A 16,792-nucleotide genomic window follows, 5' to 3' on the forward strand; every position below is an offset into this window, starting at 1 on the left:
CGATTTTTTAATTATTTATAAGCGCGTTTTGCCACTCAGATTCTTTAAATCCAACTAAAACAAAATCATCGCCTATTACTAGTGGACGTTTAACAAGCATGCCATCAGTAGCTAGGATTGATAAAAGTTCGTCTTCGCTTGCGGTACCAATTTTTTCTTTTAAATTTTGTTCACGGTATAGCTGACCAGAAGTATTGAAAAATCTTTTTAAAGGATAATCTGATTTGTGATACCAAGTTTCTAACTCTTCTTTGGTTGGATTCTCCGTTTTGATATTTCTTGATTGATACTTAATCTGGTTGTCATTTAACCATTTCAAAGCCTTCTTGCAAGTACTGCAGGGAGGATATTGCAAAACTAGTATTTCCATTGTGTCACCTCGTACGTTAGATTATACCTTACTTTAATTTATAAAATGATTTTCATTTTAAGAAACACAAAAATTGTAGCACATAGTAACACTATGTGCTACAATAACTACAGGAGGATGATTAAATGACTAAATATTCCGCAGTAAATGCTCGTGTAGATGAAAAAACAAAAAAAGAAGCTGAAAAAATCTTTTCCGACTTGGGATTGAATAGAACTACCGCGATTAATTTATTTTATAAACAAGTAATTTTGAAACACGGTTTGCCATTTGACCTAAAAATCGAAGAACCTAACGCGAGACTAAAAGAAGCTATTAATAATGAGAAGGATGATCTGAGTTTTGATAGCGCTAAAGAGGCTTGGAAATATTTGAATGACTGATTTTAATGTTAAGTTTTCTTCTAATTTTAAACGTAATTATCGAAAAATTATTTCTGGGGGAAGATATAAAAAAGAGGATTTTTTGGTAATTTTTAATATTTTAACTAAAGGTTCCAAAATTCCAGAAAAATATTTTGATCATCAGCTTGTTAATAGAAAACCAGATAGTGAACTTCATATTAAACCTGATTGGTTATTAATTTATAAGTATGTTGATGAAAATACAATTAGATTTATTGATACTGGAACACATTCCGATCTTTTTGATTAACATAAATTTCTGTTTAAGAGGCTGTGACATAAGTCACAAAAATCGATCAGACGTGCAATTATAGTCTGAGTTTAAACAAAAGCGCTGATGAAAAACGAGATCAAGAACGATTTCGATTTCATCAGCGTTATTTTAGTTTTGAGAGGCAGTTATGTCATAGCCTCTTTTTTAATGCTTAAAATTCTGGTAATAAAAAATTGCCAGTTGGGTGCGATCACGGAGTTTTAACTTTTCAAGGAGTTGACTGATATAGTTACGAACCGTACCTGAACTTAAAAATGTTTGTTCAGCAATTTCTTTGTTGTTAAGTCCTTGAGCTACAAGCGTTAATATTTCTTGTTCTCGCTGAGTTAGTTCAATTTTGGGAGTGGATTTAGAATATGAGCTTTTCAGCTTTTCCATAATTTCAGGACTAAAAACTGTTTGGTTGGCAGCAGCGGTGCGAATAGCTGGAATAATTGCTGCTAGATTTTGCTTAATCAAATAACCTTTAACACCTAACTGCATGGATTTTTCGATATATTCGTCATCGGAAAAAGTCGTCAAAAGGAGAATTTTAGCAGTAGGGTCAGATTCAAGAATTTGCTTAGCGGAATTAAGACCTGACGATTCCCCAAGTCGAATATCGAGGAGTATGACGTCCGGATGAAACTGACGATAATAATTCATGGCATCACTTGCTTGATGACCGCTTGCCACAACTTTAAGATCATTTTCGGCATTAATAATTGTGGTTAGTGCTTGAGTAACCAAATGGTCATCATCAACTAAAACTATTTTCAGCATTTTGATCCTTTCTAGGGAGAATTAAAGTTATAATAAATCCTTCACTGCTTTGATGTAAATGAAGCTGACCGCTAATTTCTTCAGCCCGCTGCTTCATACTTGTTAATCCCATCCCTTGAGAAAAACCATTTTCTTGCGTCCCATTGTCTTTAATTTGAACTTGGTAAAATGCAGGTAATTCTCGAAATATTACTATCACTTTTGAGGCATCAGAATGTTTAATTACATTAGTTAAAGCCTCTTTAATCGTCATTACGATAACTTGGCTTTTTTCATCGGGAAGATTTTGAAAAATTTCACCTTCAACTTCAAGAGTACAAAAAGTAAAATTAGCTAATATCGGTTTTAACGCTTGAGTTAAAGTTAAAGACTTTTCTTGGATTCCCTGCACACTATTTCTAATACTATTCATCGCCTGATTGATAGTTGTATTTAGTTCGGTAAGAGGTCTTTCTATTTTTGAATCGTGATTCACGATTTGAATCGCTCCCAGCTGAATAATACTACTGGATAACAAATGACCGACATTATCATGAATATCACGGGCGATCCGATTTCGTTCTTGAGCTACTTGCAGTTTTAGTTTTGTTTGTCCGTTTAATTTTAATAGTAAATTTTGTTCCTGTAGTTTAGCAAGCTGTTCAAAACTATCATCTTGCAGCGTATATACTTTTTGCTGTATTTTAAATAAATCTCGATCTTGCTGTGAAAAATAAATTGCTAATAAACAACCCAAAGCCACTAAAATTTTAAGCCAATTTAATGAAATCAAAAGCGGAATTACTAGAGGAATTAAAATAATTGGTTTTCTTTTTAAAAGTAAGACTCTCGTAATTATTGGTAAACAATAAATGAAAGTTGAGTCAAAACACGCTAGTATTGATAGAAATATTGTGACAAAAAGAGATCCCGGTAATTTAGGTTCGAAAAGGGTTAGATTAAGACTAATGATGCTTATTAAAAAGACCCTAATCATTAAAGGATTAAAACCTTTAATGGCCATTAAAATTAAACTACCAGCAGCTAAAAAGCCAATTTCTAGATAAAAATGTGTTTTTAATTTCATATTTTGAATCCATTTCATGACATTTGTCACATAATTTTGGCCTAAAGTCACTGGGCATCATGTCAACAAATTTATATAGTAGAGGATATCAGATCAAGATGAGGAGTTCAAAATGATTATTGACGTTGAAAATTTGGTCAAACGCTATCGGGAGTTAACAGCGCTCAATCACGTGGATCTGCAAGTCCAAGAAGGTGACATTCTTGGCTTGTTAGGACCAAACGGCAGTGGTAAATCGACAATGATTAATTGTATTTTATCACTACTTAGTTATGATCGGGGTGAAATCAAAGTTTTTGATCAAACGATGAAGCCTGATAGCTATGCAATTAAACAGCGAATCGGGATTGTACCTCAAGAGCTGGCGTTTTTTAAAGAACTAACCGTGCAGGAAAATATTAGCTACTATTGTGGTTTATACATCAAAGACCGCGCTCAGGCTGCAAAAAATGTGGCCCAAGCGATCGAATTAGTCGGATTGCAGGACTTTACTAAGTTTTATCCTAAGCAGCTGAGTGGTGGCTTGGCTCGACGTCTTAATATTGCTTGTGGAATTGCGCACCAACCTGAATTGATATTTTTAGATGAACCGACGGTTGCTGTGGATCCGCAAAGTCGGAATCGAATTTTGGAAAGCATTAAAGAATTAAATCGTAATGGGGCGACAATTGTTTATACGACTCACTACATGGAAGAAGTCGAGTTTTTGTGTAATCAAATTGTGATTTTAGATCATGGCTCGGTCATTGCTAAGGGTACTTCAGACGAACTTAAAGCAATGGTCAAAGCTAACGAAAAGATTGTCATGACGGTTCCATTGATTACCAAAGTGCAAGAAGCTGATTTGTTGAAGCTGCCAGCAGTGCAAGAACTTAACTATGCTGATCAAATTTTAGAAATTACCAGTATTGATCTTGAGCAAACGATGCTTCCCGTGCTTGAATATTTGCAGCAGGCCAAAGTTGCTTACGCCGATCTTCATACCAAAGAGGTGACGCTAAACGATGTGTTCTTAACAATTACCGGTCGTGAATTGAGGGACGAAGCATGATGAGACACTTAGTTTATTACCGAGTTAAAGTTTTGCTTGGTAACCGTTTTTTGCTTTTTTGGACACTGGTGTTCCCTTTAGTCATGGGACTTTTCTTCAAAATGGTATTTAGTAATTTAGACCAGATCCAAATGTTAGATAACGGTATCCCAGTTGCAGTTGTGGGCAGTGATCGGGAACTTCGGCATGGTTTAACTGAGGTAAAAAATAAAAATAAGCCAGTTTTTAAGGTGAGCCACTTAAGCCGAGCAGAAGCTCAAAAGAAATTAACTGCAGGAGATCTGGAGGGATATTACGATACAAATTCTCAACCGATTAAATTAGTGATTGCTCAAAATGGTTCCGAACAAAATATTTTAAAGGAAATTCTGAGCCGCTACGAGCAAAATCGGGCGATGTTTACGGAATTGGCAAAGTCTGGCAAAGTGAATCCTGTAAATCTGAAGGTGTCAGATGATCACTATACTGTTAATCAAGCCAAAAGTCGTAATTTTAGCATTATGAGTTTTTATTTCTTTACTTTAATTGCGATGGCGGTCGGCTATGGCGTGCAATTTGGTCTGCGTAATGCCGAAGACGAGCAGGCGGATCAATCAGAAAACGGCATTCGGCTTACTTTAACGCCGATTCCGAAAATACGGGTGGTCATCAGTAATTTAATTGCAGCGCTAATTGTATTTTATGCGATCGTCTTGATCGTTTTAGCAGTTTTCCATTGGGGCTATCAGGTCGATTTTGGCAATCGTTGGGGGTTGATTCTCCTAGTTTGTTTGATGGGGAGTGTTTTGCAAATTTGTTTGGGCAAATTTATCGGTAATTTAATGAGTAAGCAAAGCAATTCTCAAAAACTCGGGGTTGTGAGTCTGATGGTATCGTTATTAACTATCCTTGCTGGGATGATGGGCACTCAGAGTATCAAACATTGAATTGATTTAAATTTGCCGCTTTTGGGTAAGATCAATGCAATTAACCTGATCAGCGATAGCATTTATCAACTATTCTTTTACCAGTCATTAACAACTTTTTATCAAAATTTAGTCTGGCTGTTAAGTTTGACAATCCTTTTTGTGCTCTTAGATTATCGATTCGAAAGGCGGGTTCAGTATGTCAGTTTATAAGACGATTTTAAGAGTTTTGATCAAAAATATTGGCGAACTTTTGCTGGCATTTGGAGTTACGTTGTTGATTCTTGTAATTTTAACCTTTCAACAAAAAGGTTCTTCTGATCAAGTGGCAAAAGTTGCGGTAATTACGACTAAAAAAAGTGATCTCGCTAATTCGTTAACTGAGTATCTAGGGCACCAGCAAAAGGTTGTTAAAATCAAAGATCAGAGTCAAAAGGGGATTGATGATGCGATATTTTTTCAAACTGCGGATTACATTTTATACTTGCCCGCAGATTTTGAAGAACAAGTAAAGTCAGGTCAGAAACCTAAGCTCAAAACGCAAGTTCGTCCGGGGACTTATACCAAAGAGTTGGTCGATAGTAACGTTGATCAATATTTAAATACTTTACGTCTGTACCAAACGAAATTGCCCGATTTAAAATGGGATCAACTTTTAACTAAGACGAGCCGGACTTTGAGCAAGCAGGGAAAAGTTAAACTTGATGAATCCTACGAAAAGCGGGAAAAACAGAGTAGGGCGTCAAACATTTACAATTTAGTTGCCTACGGGATTTTTATCATTATTTTTGGGGCATTTAGCACAGTTAATTTAGTCTTTAACCGCAAGGAAATTAAAGTGCGCAACCAGTGTTCACCGCTTAAACCACGCGAATTATCTACGCAGATTAATCGAGGATTGTCGACCTATCTGATTGCGACAAGCGCCATCTTCTTGTTCCTGATTTTCATTTCCGCGGGGCTAAGTTTTAATAAAGTAACCTTGTTATTTATTCTCAATTCTTTGATTTTTATCCTTTCAATTGTCACGCTATCGAGCTTAATTACTAGTTTATTTAAAAATGAGCAGGCGTTAAATGGTTTTCAGAACATTTATGGTTTAGGAAGTTGCTTTTTGGGCGGAGTGTTTGTTTCGAGCAGTCTGCTGCCTGATTTTGTTGGCAAAATTGCCTGCTTCACACCAGTTTATTGGTTTACGAAAAATAATGATTTAATTGGTGATACGGTTAATTTTAATGCGAATTTTTACCAATCATTTGGACAGTCGATGCTAATTGTTGTTGGTTTTGCAGCAGCATTTTGGACGCTGCAGATTTTAAGTGGAAGATCAAGAAAAGCACGATAATCTAAAATAAGCTCCTCGAAATTTAAGCGGGAGCTTATTTATTTGACAATAAATGCGTACAGAATTAAAAAGTAAATACTATTTGAAAAAAGAACATTTGTACGATAAAATTAGTTATCGTGGATTTTGGAAGTTCAAATCACCCCTCAATTGAAAAACTAACGGAGGTGATTGGACATGACAATTTTAAAACGGAGGAACTTGGGCGCTGAACCTAGCGTCGGTTATCGTGGCAGTCGGCTTCTTAGTGATAAGAATCGCCAAAGCCTATGCGATAATAAAAAAAGCTAATCGTAAAGATTAGCTAAACAAGATTCTTCCAAACCACGATTGAAGCTGCTGAGCTAGCCCTCAGTGGCTTCTTTTCAATTTCTAGGATATTTTAACATTTAAGTGTACCTTTTGCAAATTTAAGAGTAAACCGCGCTTTACATAACGGTAGAGGGCTTGTTGATAAATAAATTTGTAACACCCGAATCCTTATATTATTTTATCATCTCTAGACACGAGTAAAAACAGCTTTGTCATCATTAAAAAATCCGTGGTCGCATCGTTCATAAATAATTTCTTAGTACCGATAAGACAATCTTTGGTATTTTTTTATCAATCGATCTTGTCATCATAATTGTTGTAGAAAAAGACCTTCTATTTTTCGAAAACAACTAAAAAATATGAAAAAATTTGAGTTAAAATCAAAAATAAAAGATATAAATTTTAATATATTTTTATTTTTAACTAAATTTTAATGCTAATAGATTAGTTAAATGTTAAAATAAACTTAAACGGAGGTACTATTTATGATGTCAACTGAACTAGCAGAGATTCTGGAAAAAAAATTTGAAATAAGTAAAGAAGAAAAAATAAGTATAGTAAATAAAATGATAACTAAACTTGATGATAATCAAATTTCTCAGGTCATTGAATCATTGAAGAAACCTTTTTTTAATGCTCAATTAAATGAATATTTGATCGATTCGCAATTGCCAGAAATTGATTCGAAAGAGTTTGATTTCTTGGTCCAGGCAGCTAAATATCATGGAAATATTGTTAGAAGTTTAATGAATGAAGCGGGTATTAGCAATTATTACATAGATAAATTTAGTAAGAAATATCATTTGAAAACTATCACCAATAAAACTCTTGTTTTTCCGTCAAAAAAAATTGATGCGCCGTTTTTATTTCAAAAACAATATTCAAAATCTGTCATCTCGCATGAATCAGCTTTGTATTTGTTGGATTTGTGTGATGTCATCCCAAAAAGAACCGTTATGAGTATGCCGATGAGATATAAGTTATCTCAAATTAGCGATACTGTTTTGCGATCATCCTGGGAAATATATAATAGGAAAAAATCTTTACTTGTAAGATATCCAGATAATGACCCTCTTGTTTTAACTCGAAGTGAACCTATTGAGAAATCTCAAATTTTAATTAAAGAAACAAGTGAAGGTAATCCTGTTCGAGTGACGACCTCTGAGCGAACAATTGCGGATATTTTGAGACCGAATTCATGTACTGATGAGGAATCGAAAGTTGAATCTATTAGGAAATATTATTATTTAAATCCAGGGAAAGGTCAAAGATTAAGAAGAGTTGCTCATAAAGAAGGGGTTCTTTCAGAGTTAGATCGATACTTATGGTCATTAAAATTAGATTAACAAGAGGAGCTAGAGGTGAAATCTAATTTGAAGATTTAAAACAAAAACAAAAAGTTGAGGATCTAATTAATAGCAATGTTAATAAATATCGAAAATTAGTTTTTGAAAAAACAGATAAAGTTCATGTTGGATACAATAGTAATCTTTCTGATCAAGAGCAATATTATGCTCAAATTGATATGGCTCCGACACTGATGATTAAAGAAGTCTTAGAAAGAGTCGAAAAGGACAACAAATGAAAAATTCAATAATCCCAAGGATTCAAGATAATCTATACGGTGCGGTTAATGGGAGCTGGCAGCAGCATGCTCAAATTAGACCCGATCGTAATTTTGCAGGTGTGACGACTGATATAGATTTAAAAATTCGCAGTCAGCTCATTGCTGATTTAAAAGAGGGGGATCAGGTCGCAAAATCGGATAACTTCACCAGAGCAGCGCAGTTATTTAGTAAGGCTCGTGATTTTGAACGGCGTAACCGAGAGGGGATCGACCCAATTTTAGCGAATTTGAAGAAAATTTTGGATTTGCAAAATTTGGACGACTTCCAGAACCATCTGCCTAGTTGGATCGAAGATTCTTTTTATCATCCAATTAGACTGGGTGTCGCCCCTTCTATTCTCGATTCTAACCGTTACCAAGTAAATATTTCTGCTCCAGAAACAATTCTTCCCGATGTCATGATGTATGAACACCCAGAACAAAGCGAACCGCTTATAAATCTTTTTACCACAATGGCAACCAATCTCATAGCTTTTACACCGCTAACTCTAGCCGAACAAAAACAGTTTGTTGATGACACACTTGCTTTTGACCGCTTAATTGCATCATTTAAACTCACTTCGGTCGAGCTAGCTGAAATGAATAATTTAGATCACGAGATTGGGGTAGCTGAATTAGCTGAACATGTTTCGGCTTTTGATATTAGACGGGTTTTAAAAACCATTTTCCATCTTGAGCCTGAAACGGTTAATGTTTATGATCAAAAATATTTGCTGAATTTCGACCAAGTTTTTAATTCAAAAACGTTTATTCTTTGGCAGCATTGGGCTTATGTTTTAGAAATTATTAACCATAGTGATTATTTAAGCCAAGAAATCAGATCGATTGGATCACAGTTCAATATGATTGCTTTGGGACAAGAATCCTTAAGTTCAGAGGATGAACATGCTTATGATGTGACCAATGAAATTTTTGATGAAGTGCTTGGTCGCCATTATGGACAGAAATATTTTGGTTCTGATTCAAAAGCGACAGTTACAAAGTTAGCTCAGACATTGATTAAAACGTATCGCATTCAACTTCAAAACAATTCATGGCTGAGTGAATCAACCAAAAAGAAGGCAATAAAGAAACTTGAGACAATGACTCTAAAGGTGGGATATCCTGAACAGCTATCTGATCTTTACGATCAGTTAGAAATTTCACCAACCCTCTCATTAAGTAAAACGATAGATAATTGTCGTCGAATTGCGATTAAATATAATTTTACTCGTTTGAATCAACCGGTTGATCGAACAGAGTGGGGCATGCCTGCGCAAATGGTCAACGCTCAATATAACAGTTCGTTTAATGATATAACGATTCTTGCAGGAATTTTACAGCCTCCATTTTACGATACCGATTCTGATGAAAGCACTAATTTAGGTGGGATCGGTTGTACGATTGCCCATGAGATTAGTCACGCTTTTGATAATAACGGTGCGTTTTTTGATGAACTCGGAAACAAAAATGACTGGTGGCAAGCGAGAGATTACAAAAATTTTGAAAAATATGTGGACAAGATGATTCAACAATTCGATGGGATTGAAAGTTTTGGTGGTAAAGTTAACGGGCAGCTGGTAGTCAGTGAGAATATCGCTGATAATGCAGGATTAAATGCAGCCTTGCAGCTCATGAAAAATCTTGAGCATCCCGATTATCAGAAGTTTTTTAAAAATTATGCTCGCAGTTGGCGGATTAAATATCGACCAGAATTTGCCAAAATTCTACTGTTTGTAGAAGTTCATGCGCCTTTTGAGCTCAGGACGAATATCCCCGTAACTAATTTTTCTGAATGGTACGAAGCTTTTAACGTTACTTCAGGTGACCGAATGTATCGTTGCCCAGAAGATCGTTTGATTATTTGGTAAAGTAACTTTAATTGCTGTTAACGTAAAAATATACATAAATTCAATTATCACTTGTAAAACTATTCCAATAACTACAACAGCTAAGGTCACAATTTCTGATATTTTAAGATTAAATTCTATCATTATTAGATTTAAAAATGTTGCTTATATTTATTAATTCTCTGACTTAATACAGTAGGACATTTAAGTTTGAGCGTCCTTTAACGGAAGCATTTGTTTACGACTATTCCCGCGTCGGACTAACCCAAGTCCCAGATCCATGGCCTAAAATGGTTTTGATTGCAGGGATAAAAGTTGTGACGATAGTGAGGGCATTCATAATCCACCACCAAAGCATGTAGAGTGGGGCAAATAATATATAGGCAAATTTTCTCCCACGATCATCGATGATAAGAGATGCTGTTAACTGCAGTGCTCCGGCAATCATTTCAAAACATACAAAAACTAATGCCATTGTGAGCAAGTGAATAAGTTCGCTGCCGCTATTAGCTGCAAGATCCCTAATTACTAAACCAACAAAGTAAATTGTGGAAAGCCAGAAGAAGAATGACCAGATAATGCTAAAGCTCTGATCGATAAACATCAATGTTCGACCAATATTTTCTAATGGATGGCGCAGAATTTTACTAAAATTAGTTAACCAAACTTCAGTTCCGCCTTTCGCCCAGCGCTTTCGTTGGCGATAAAGATTTTTAGCCGTTTCGGGCACATTCATATAAAACATAATGTCAGGAGCAAAAGCGGCCAGCCAACCTCTTAACTGTTGATCCCAAGCAACACTGATATCTTCAGTTGCGCGATCTTGGCGAAACAATCCAACATCAATTAAAGCACTCTTGCGATACATCGTGTTGGCGCCACTATAAGCATAAATGCCGCCAAAAACACCAGTTTCCGTTCTTTTAATAATTCCAACAATACTTGAGAATTCTACTGTTTGAGATTTAGCAATCAGCTTGTTTCTATTCTGCACATCCATATTCGCAGTAACGGCTGCAATATTCTGAGAATCTTGCCGAATAAAATAATTAACATACTTCTTTAAAGCATCCGGCTCTGGCACAGTATCAGCGTCGTTACTAAGAATTAGTTCTCCTTTGGCAAAAGCTAATCCGATGTTAAAAGCATGGGCTTTACCTTTATTTTTTTCGATGTGAATAACTCGTAACTTCGGATATTGCTCCTGAAGGCTTTGAAGAATCTGGGGCGTATCATCTGTCGATCCATCGTCAGTAACTAATACTTCATAGTTACTGTAATTAAGCTCGTTCATTAAATAATCAATCGTGTGTTTAATCGTCACGTGTTCATTGTGTGCGGGAACCATGATCGTAATCATTGGCTCAATATCTTTTGGGATTTCAACCCATTCTCTTTGCTGATGTTTAAAAATAAACTTATAACAAAGAACTCCAACGAACCAAGCAATCCCGCCTAAGATAGGATAAGAAATCAAGATTAAAAACAAAATATTAAAAGTAGTGGTACTTGTCTGCCAAAAAGGATTCATTTTATACCTCGTGTTCCTTAAAAAGTCTTTCCGTAAAATGAGTATCTAGATTTTTTTCAGGTGGAACGCTATAAAATTTCAATTCATGGCGCTGTTCGATTGAGCCAAAGCGCTCTTTCCAGGCTTCTTCTAATACTTGTTCGCGATTTTTTAACTTTTCTTGGTCAGGAACAGTATAGCGATCTAAAGTATGCGAGAAACGTCGATTATTCCATAACGTCACGCAAAAATAGAAAATTACAATAAAAATAAAATAACCAATAAAAAATAGGCCTAAAAATTTTAATAATTGAATTTCATCAGCATAATGGGCAATGTTGATTTTCTTGGCAAAAGACGGCCACCAAATAGGTGACAAGACCCAGAAAAAAGGAAATAGGACACCACACCATCCAATAATTGCCACTAGTGTTTGACAAATTTTTAAACCCCAATGTCCCTGTTTGAAGTAATCATCATTAACTAATTTTGCATTTCTGTTTTTCAATCTTAATACCTCTAACTAATATATTATGCCATGTTTTTATTTTTTGTTAATTATATACAAAAAGCATAATAATTCTACTTGAAAATTATTATGCTTAAACTAATTTTTTTTATGATATAAAGTTGCTATTATTTAACTCGAATTCTTTTGAGCCATGAATCTACTTCTTTTGATACTTTGACTTTTTTTTGATCTTTTATGGTGAGTAAGATTCCATCGATTTCTTCGCCGCCTTTTACTGAATATCCATGAAGCACGTCCGCTCCTTTGGCACCTTTTTTAATCTGATCGAAGGTCGACCCAATTCCATAACCACCATTTGTATTGAAAGGAATGACTGTTTTTTTAGAGAAATCGTAGCTATTCAAAAATGTAACGACAGCTTGTGGTAATGCCATGTTCCATGTTGGAGTTCCAATAAAAATTCTTTTATAACTATTGAAATTTTTAATACTTGTTTTTAATTTTGGTAAAGTATTGTTATTTTGTTCTTGGACATTTTGTTCAACTTCTTTTCGATAGTTAGTTGGCCGAGGATCACTTGTTTCAATTTGAACTAAATCACCACCGACTTTACTTTGAATTATTTTTGCAACAGCTTTAGTATTTCCAGATCTAGAGTAATACACAATTAATGTTTTGGGTTCATTCATTCTTGGCTTCACCTCCCTTTTTTTATATAGATTTGCTAAAACAATAAGAATTACAGCAAAAATGCAAATTATACCAATCAAAAGCTTTTTTGGAATTTTCATCAATAATCCTTCTTTAATGAGAGTTAATAAAAGTCAGGTTTAGGTTTGTTTTCTGAGCCCGGTTCCCACAATCCAATACTGGACTTTAGATCATTACGCTTTCTGTTAATATTATCCATTACAAAATGTGCAATTGCCCGTCTTGTTATTTGGGCTCCTAGAAAAGGCTCTCCTTTTGGACTTGCAACATAATCATCCCTTTCACCATCATATAACCAGGTCATTCTCATATATGTATAATCTAAATCGCTTTGCTCTAATGCTTCAACCCCTCTGTTTTTAGCGATAGGACCACCCATCATTTGACTATTCCAACTGGCAAATGGCTCTGCCACTTCCCCGTAGACACTTAAAACACCAGCTTGAATGATTCGCTTTACTGCAGTTTTATGCATAGCTTCGATTACTGCCTCGGTGATTATTTTATCGTCAAAGTTCATATAAATTAGATCTTGATTTTTCATGGCTTTAACCAAGTCTGATTGATTGTTGGCATCACCAGAAATTTTGACTGAATTTTTGTAAGGTAAATTTGCTGCTGATCTTCCAAATAATGTTAAATTGAGATCGTTTTGTTCTAAAATTTTGGGAATCAAAACTTTTGGAATTTGTCCCCCGGCCCCAATAATAAGAATATTTTTCATTTTTGTTCTCCTTTATTTATTTCCCATAATTTTTCGGTTTTATTGGGATTCATTTCCCCAATTTTAAATTTTGCAATGTGATCATCATAGGTTTCTATCTTGTAAACTAACAATTTTCTAACTTTCTTTAAGTCACTGATTTTTTTATCGAGTTCTTCTAATTGGTCAGATAGAATCTGTTTTTGTGCTTCTTCAACGTTTGCCTTATTTCTTAAACCAGATAAATGAGCAAATTCAATTAAAGATTCAATCGATAATCCAGCGCCCCTTAGACTTTTTACTAAGTAAATCCAATTTAAATCATTTGTTGAATAGTCACGGTAGCCATGGTCGTTTCGCTTAATGGGCGGAATTACTCCAATTCGCTCATAGTATCTCAGCGTATCGATACTTAGATTAAACATTTGAGCAGCTTTTTTTATGTTCATCGGTAGTCCTCCTCAATCAATAAATTAATCATAAACCCTAGAGTTAGCTTAAGGGCAAGAAAATTATTGTCTAAAGACAACACTTGACATAAGACAAGTATAAAATTATAATTTTCTTTGCTATAGGGAGGCGATCATGAATACTAAGTCTTTTTTGCGTTTTGAAATTGGTTTTTACCGCTTAAAACGCCGCTTGCTGCAAGAATTTTTGAAACCATATGAGTTAAAAGCATTTGATAGTATGCTGCTTGTTACTGTATTGATGCATCCCGGATGCAGTCAAAGTGACATTATTCAACATGTCATGGCTGATGAGACAAGCATTGCGCGTGGGCTCAGAAATCTTGAACGTCAAAATCTTATTACACGTTGTGAAGATCCTGATAACCATCGAAAGAAATTAGTTAACCCAACGACAAAGGCACAGGAAGTTTTTGATGAATTCAATAGTTTCTTAAAACTTTGGAACCAGCTTATCTTCAAGAATTTTAACGAGCAAGAACAAAATGATTTAGAAAAATTAATATCAAAAATGGAATTAAATTTAAAAGAAATGAATTATCAAGAATTATTAAATGAATTCCAAAATAAAAACAAAAAATGAGGTGTAGTTTATGGATCAAACTGTTGATATTAATGGGAAGCCTTTCAATAAAATTGCTTTAGTAGTCACATTACTTTGTGGGACGTTTTGTACCGTTTTAAACGGAACAATTCTTGCAACCGCTTTTCCAACTTTAATGAGAAATTTTAATATATCGGCTTCAACAGTCCAGTGGTTAACTACTGGTTTTATGATGGTAAATGGAGTCATGATTCCAGTTAGTGCCTGGATTAGTACTCGGATTAACTCAAAAATTCTTTATATAAGTGCGATGAGTACATTTTTAATCGGAACAATTATTTGTTATTTCTCCGGCAGTTTTCAAATGTTACTTGCCGGTCGCTTAATTCAAGGTGTTGCGGTCGGAATTACAATGCCTTTAATGCAGACAATAATTTTAACAATTTTCCCGCCTGAAAAAAGGGGAATTGCGATGGGTCTGGGGGGACTTGTTATTGGTTTAGCTCCGGCTATTGGCCCAACACTTTCTGGTTGGGTAATTGATAATTGGACTTGGCGTGATTTATTTGGGATTATTATTCCGATTGTGATTCTGGTCATAATCGTGAGCTTCTTCACGATGCGTTCAGTTTTGAAAATATCTCACAATTCAATCGATGTTCTCTCAATAATAGAATCAACACTTGGTTTCGGCAGTTTATTATACGGATTTTCTTCAGTCGGAGATCACGGCTGGGGTTCACCCATGGTTTATGGAACAATCATCTTAGGGATAATATTTATTGCACTTTTTGTTTTTCGCCAACTGCATCTAAAAATTCCATTCCTCCAATTACGAGTGTTTCAGTCCCCAGAATTTGCTCTGTCGGTGGTGTTGTCATCGGTTACCAATATGGCAATGATGGGAGTCGAAATGATTTTGCCGCTTTATCTGCAAATGGTTAAAGGATTATCTGCATTTCATTCCGGACTTGCTTTATTGTTAGGTGCATTAATTATGGGGGTTATGAGTCCGGTAACTGGGGCCGCTTTTGATAAATACGGAGCAAAAAGGCTCGCAACTACAGGCATGTTTTTCTTAACTGCCGGAACAATTCCTTTTATCTTCATTACAAAAGATACATCAACTCTCTATATTGTGGCACTTTACGCATTTAGAATGTTTGGTATTTCAATGGTTAATATGCCGGTCACGACTTCTGGAATGAATTCTCTGCCGTTTAATCTAATTAGCCATGGCACAGCCGTTAATAACACGACTCGTCAAGTATTTACCTCAATGGGGACGGCAATTTTGGTCAGTGTGTTAACTAACGTCACTAATAATTTGAAACCTGCTCAAAGCGTGTTATCTGCAACTCCAATGTTGTATAAGGATAAAATGCTGAATGCAACAATTACGGGTTACAGAGCAGCCTTTGGAGTGGCCGTGTTATTTTGTGTAGTTACATTTTGTTTGTCGTTTAAATTAAAGGATAAACAGACCTCAGCTGATTTACCGCTAGGAGGTGAATCTAAATGATTATTGCCTTATTAGTTATGATGACGTTGGTTGCCTACTTTGGCGGCGTTTATGTCGAAAATCGAAAAGTTGGCAATTGGATTCGTTTTATCAGCGATCTGTTGTTAGTAGGAATTGTTGCTTTAATTATTACAAATAATTCATATCATTTTGGCATGGAGCAGCAAGTTGAAACTTCAACTACGCAAATAAGTTCTGCTTCACCGCAAAAACAAATGCCATTTTTGTTGTATGAACCACTGGGAACAGCAGGAAAAGAACAGGTTTATCTATATAAGACTTTGGCAAGTGGAAAAATTAAACATACCACTCCTGACTTAACGACTAATAAAGTTGTTAGAACAAAACTTAGTCCTAAATTGATAACTAATAAAAAAGTTTGGCGTTATAAAAACAGTTTCTATCGAGTAATGTTTAGTGTTTCTGGTAACGAGGGGACCCGAATAAAAACCACTAATACTTTTTATATTCCAAAAAACTGGATGGTTTTATCAACCAAAGAAGCCAAAAAACTTAAAGATCCTAAAATTCAAAATAAATTAAAGCAGGAAGTTAAACTAAAGATGATTTCAGCAATGAAAAATCATCCTCAAATGACAAAAGAACAGCAGCAAGCATTAATTGCTCAATATCAAAACCAAGCAATCGAGAAGCTTGTTAAATAGTTAATAAAGTTTTTATCAGATATTATTAAATTGAATAGGCTCTACCCTTCTAAGCTGACAATACATTTTGCCAGTTTTTTTATTAATTAATTTATAGCTAATTCAATTTTTGAAAAGATTTATTACAAAAATCGGTTCTCTTTCTTCCATTGCCCGTCCCCCTTGATGTTAGACCCCTCTGTTTAAAATTATGTTATTAAGAAAAAAAAAAAAAAAAAACTCTTTTCTGCTGTGATGATATAATTTCTTT

18 protein-coding genes are annotated in these 16,792 nt (G+C 35.0%); 10 read left to right on the forward strand and 8 right to left on the reverse strand.

What is annotated here, in order from left to right; genetic code table 11:
- Positions 1–7: 7 nt before the first annotated feature.
- Positions 8–370: an arsenate reductase family protein gene (locus R8749_RS02635; RefSeq protein ID WP_317697795.1), complete on the reverse strand. Its 363-nt coding sequence runs from the start codon at positions 368–370 to the stop codon at positions 8–10.
- A 125-nt stretch (positions 371–495) separates the two neighbouring features.
- On the opposite strand from R8749_RS02635, the gene R8749_RS02640 reads away from it, so the two are divergent.
- Positions 496–753, forward strand: coding sequence for a type II toxin-antitoxin system RelB/DinJ family antitoxin (locus R8749_RS02640; RefSeq protein ID WP_317697797.1), 258 nt, complete (start codon positions 496–498; stop codon positions 751–753).
- Entirely contained in the window at positions 746–1,024 is a 279-nt protein-coding gene (locus R8749_RS02645) for a type II toxin-antitoxin system YafQ family toxin (RefSeq protein ID WP_317697798.1), read from the forward strand. The genes R8749_RS02640 and R8749_RS02645 overlap by 8 nt, the downstream gene beginning before the upstream one ends.
- A gap of 168 nt (positions 1,025–1,192) precedes the next feature.
- Here the strand turns inward: R8749_RS02645 and R8749_RS02650 are convergent, their stop codons facing one another.
- Positions 1,193–1,810 (reverse strand): response regulator transcription factor, encoded by a 618-nt coding sequence (locus R8749_RS02650; protein WP_317697799.1) that lies wholly within the window; start codon positions 1,808–1,810, stop codon positions 1,193–1,195.
- Positions 1,788–2,876, reverse strand: coding sequence for a sensor histidine kinase (locus tag R8749_RS02655; protein ID WP_317697800.1), 1,089 nt, complete (start codon positions 2,874–2,876; stop codon positions 1,788–1,790). The genes R8749_RS02650 and R8749_RS02655 overlap by 23 nt, the downstream gene beginning before the upstream one ends.
- A gap of 112 nt (positions 2,877–2,988) precedes the next feature.
- Here R8749_RS02655 and R8749_RS02660 point away from each other — a divergent pair, with 112 nt between their 5' ends.
- The 5 genes from R8749_RS02660 (at position 2,989) to R8749_RS02680 (ending at position 9,966) form a co-directional block, all read left to right on the forward strand.
- On the forward strand, positions 2,989–3,927 hold the full coding sequence (locus tag R8749_RS02660; protein WP_317697802.1) for an ABC transporter ATP-binding protein: 939 nt from the start codon (positions 2,989–2,991) through the stop codon (positions 3,925–3,927).
- The gene (locus R8749_RS02665; RefSeq protein ID WP_317697804.1) at positions 3,924–4,853 is read left to right on the forward strand and encodes an ABC transporter permease; all 930 of its coding nucleotides are present in this window, start codon (positions 3,924–3,926) and stop codon (positions 4,851–4,853) included. The genes R8749_RS02660 and R8749_RS02665 overlap by 4 nt, the downstream gene beginning before the upstream one ends.
- Positions 4,854–5,031: 178 nt before the next feature.
- Positions 5,032–6,177: an ABC transporter permease gene (locus R8749_RS02670; RefSeq protein WP_317697806.1), complete on the forward strand. Its 1,146-nt coding sequence runs from the start codon at positions 5,032–5,034 to the stop codon at positions 6,175–6,177.
- A gap of 797 nt (positions 6,178–6,974) precedes the next feature.
- Positions 6,975–7,835, forward strand: a complete 861-nt coding sequence (locus R8749_RS02675; protein ID WP_317697809.1) for a hypothetical protein — start codon at positions 6,975–6,977, stop codon at positions 7,833–7,835.
- Between the two features lie 235 nt (positions 7,836–8,070).
- The gene (locus R8749_RS02680) at positions 8,071–9,966 is read left to right on the forward strand and encodes a M13-type metalloendopeptidase (RefSeq protein ID WP_317697811.1); all 1,896 of its coding nucleotides are present in this window, start codon (positions 8,071–8,073) and stop codon (positions 9,964–9,966) included.
- A gap of 223 nt (positions 9,967–10,189) precedes the next feature.
- Here the strand turns inward: R8749_RS02680 and R8749_RS02685 are convergent, their stop codons facing one another.
- The 5 genes from R8749_RS02685 to R8749_RS02705 all read right to left on the reverse strand — a co-directional run bounded on the left by R8749_RS02685 (position 10,190) and on the right by R8749_RS02705 (position 13,790).
- Positions 10,190–11,476, reverse strand: a complete 1,287-nt coding sequence (locus R8749_RS02685; RefSeq protein ID WP_317697813.1) for a glycosyltransferase family 2 protein — start codon at positions 11,474–11,476, stop codon at positions 10,190–10,192.
- A 1-nt stretch (position 11,477) separates the two neighbouring features.
- The gene (locus R8749_RS02690; RefSeq protein ID WP_317697815.1) at positions 11,478–11,963 is read right to left on the reverse strand and encodes an acetate uptake transporter family protein; all 486 of its coding nucleotides are present in this window, start codon (positions 11,961–11,963) and stop codon (positions 11,478–11,480) included.
- 128 nt (positions 11,964–12,091) lie between these two features.
- The gene (locus R8749_RS02695) at positions 12,092–12,616 is read right to left on the reverse strand and encodes a flavodoxin family protein (RefSeq protein ID WP_317697817.1); all 525 of its coding nucleotides are present in this window, start codon (positions 12,614–12,616) and stop codon (positions 12,092–12,094) included.
- Positions 12,617–12,741: 125 nt separating this feature from the next.
- A complete protein-coding gene (locus tag R8749_RS02700; RefSeq protein WP_317697819.1) occupies positions 12,742–13,362 on the reverse strand; it encodes an NAD(P)H-binding protein in 621 nt (206 codons plus the stop codon).
- Positions 13,359–13,790 (reverse strand): MerR family transcriptional regulator, encoded by a 432-nt coding sequence (locus tag R8749_RS02705; RefSeq protein ID WP_317697821.1) that lies wholly within the window; start codon positions 13,788–13,790, stop codon positions 13,359–13,361. Before R8749_RS02705 ends, R8749_RS02700 begins: the two co-directional genes overlap by 4 nt.
- Positions 13,791–13,926: 136 nt before the next feature.
- On the opposite strand from R8749_RS02705, the gene R8749_RS02710 reads away from it, so the two are divergent.
- From R8749_RS02710 to R8749_RS02720, 3 genes are read left to right on the forward strand one after another with little or no spacing between them, the layout of a single operon-like run.
- On the forward strand, positions 13,927–14,394 hold the full coding sequence (locus R8749_RS02710; protein WP_317697823.1) for a MarR family winged helix-turn-helix transcriptional regulator: 468 nt from the start codon (positions 13,927–13,929) through the stop codon (positions 14,392–14,394).
- 10 nt (positions 14,395–14,404) lie between these two features.
- Positions 14,405–15,877 carry an MDR family MFS transporter gene (locus R8749_RS02715; protein ID WP_317697826.1) on the forward strand — a complete coding sequence of 491 codons (1,473 nt, stop codon included), beginning with the start codon at positions 14,405–14,407 and terminating at the stop codon, positions 15,875–15,877.
- Complete coding sequence (locus tag R8749_RS02720; protein ID WP_317697828.1) at positions 15,874–16,542, forward strand: DUF4811 domain-containing protein; 669 nt, start codon at positions 15,874–15,876, stop codon at positions 16,540–16,542. Before R8749_RS02715 ends, R8749_RS02720 begins: the two co-directional genes overlap by 4 nt.
- Positions 16,543–16,792 lie beyond the last annotated feature (250 nt).

Origin of the sequence: Xylocopilactobacillus apis (assembly GCF_033095965.1) — a bacterium.
Classification (GTDB): domain Bacteria; phylum Bacillota; class Bacilli; order Lactobacillales; family Lactobacillaceae; genus Xylocopilactobacillus; species Xylocopilactobacillus apis.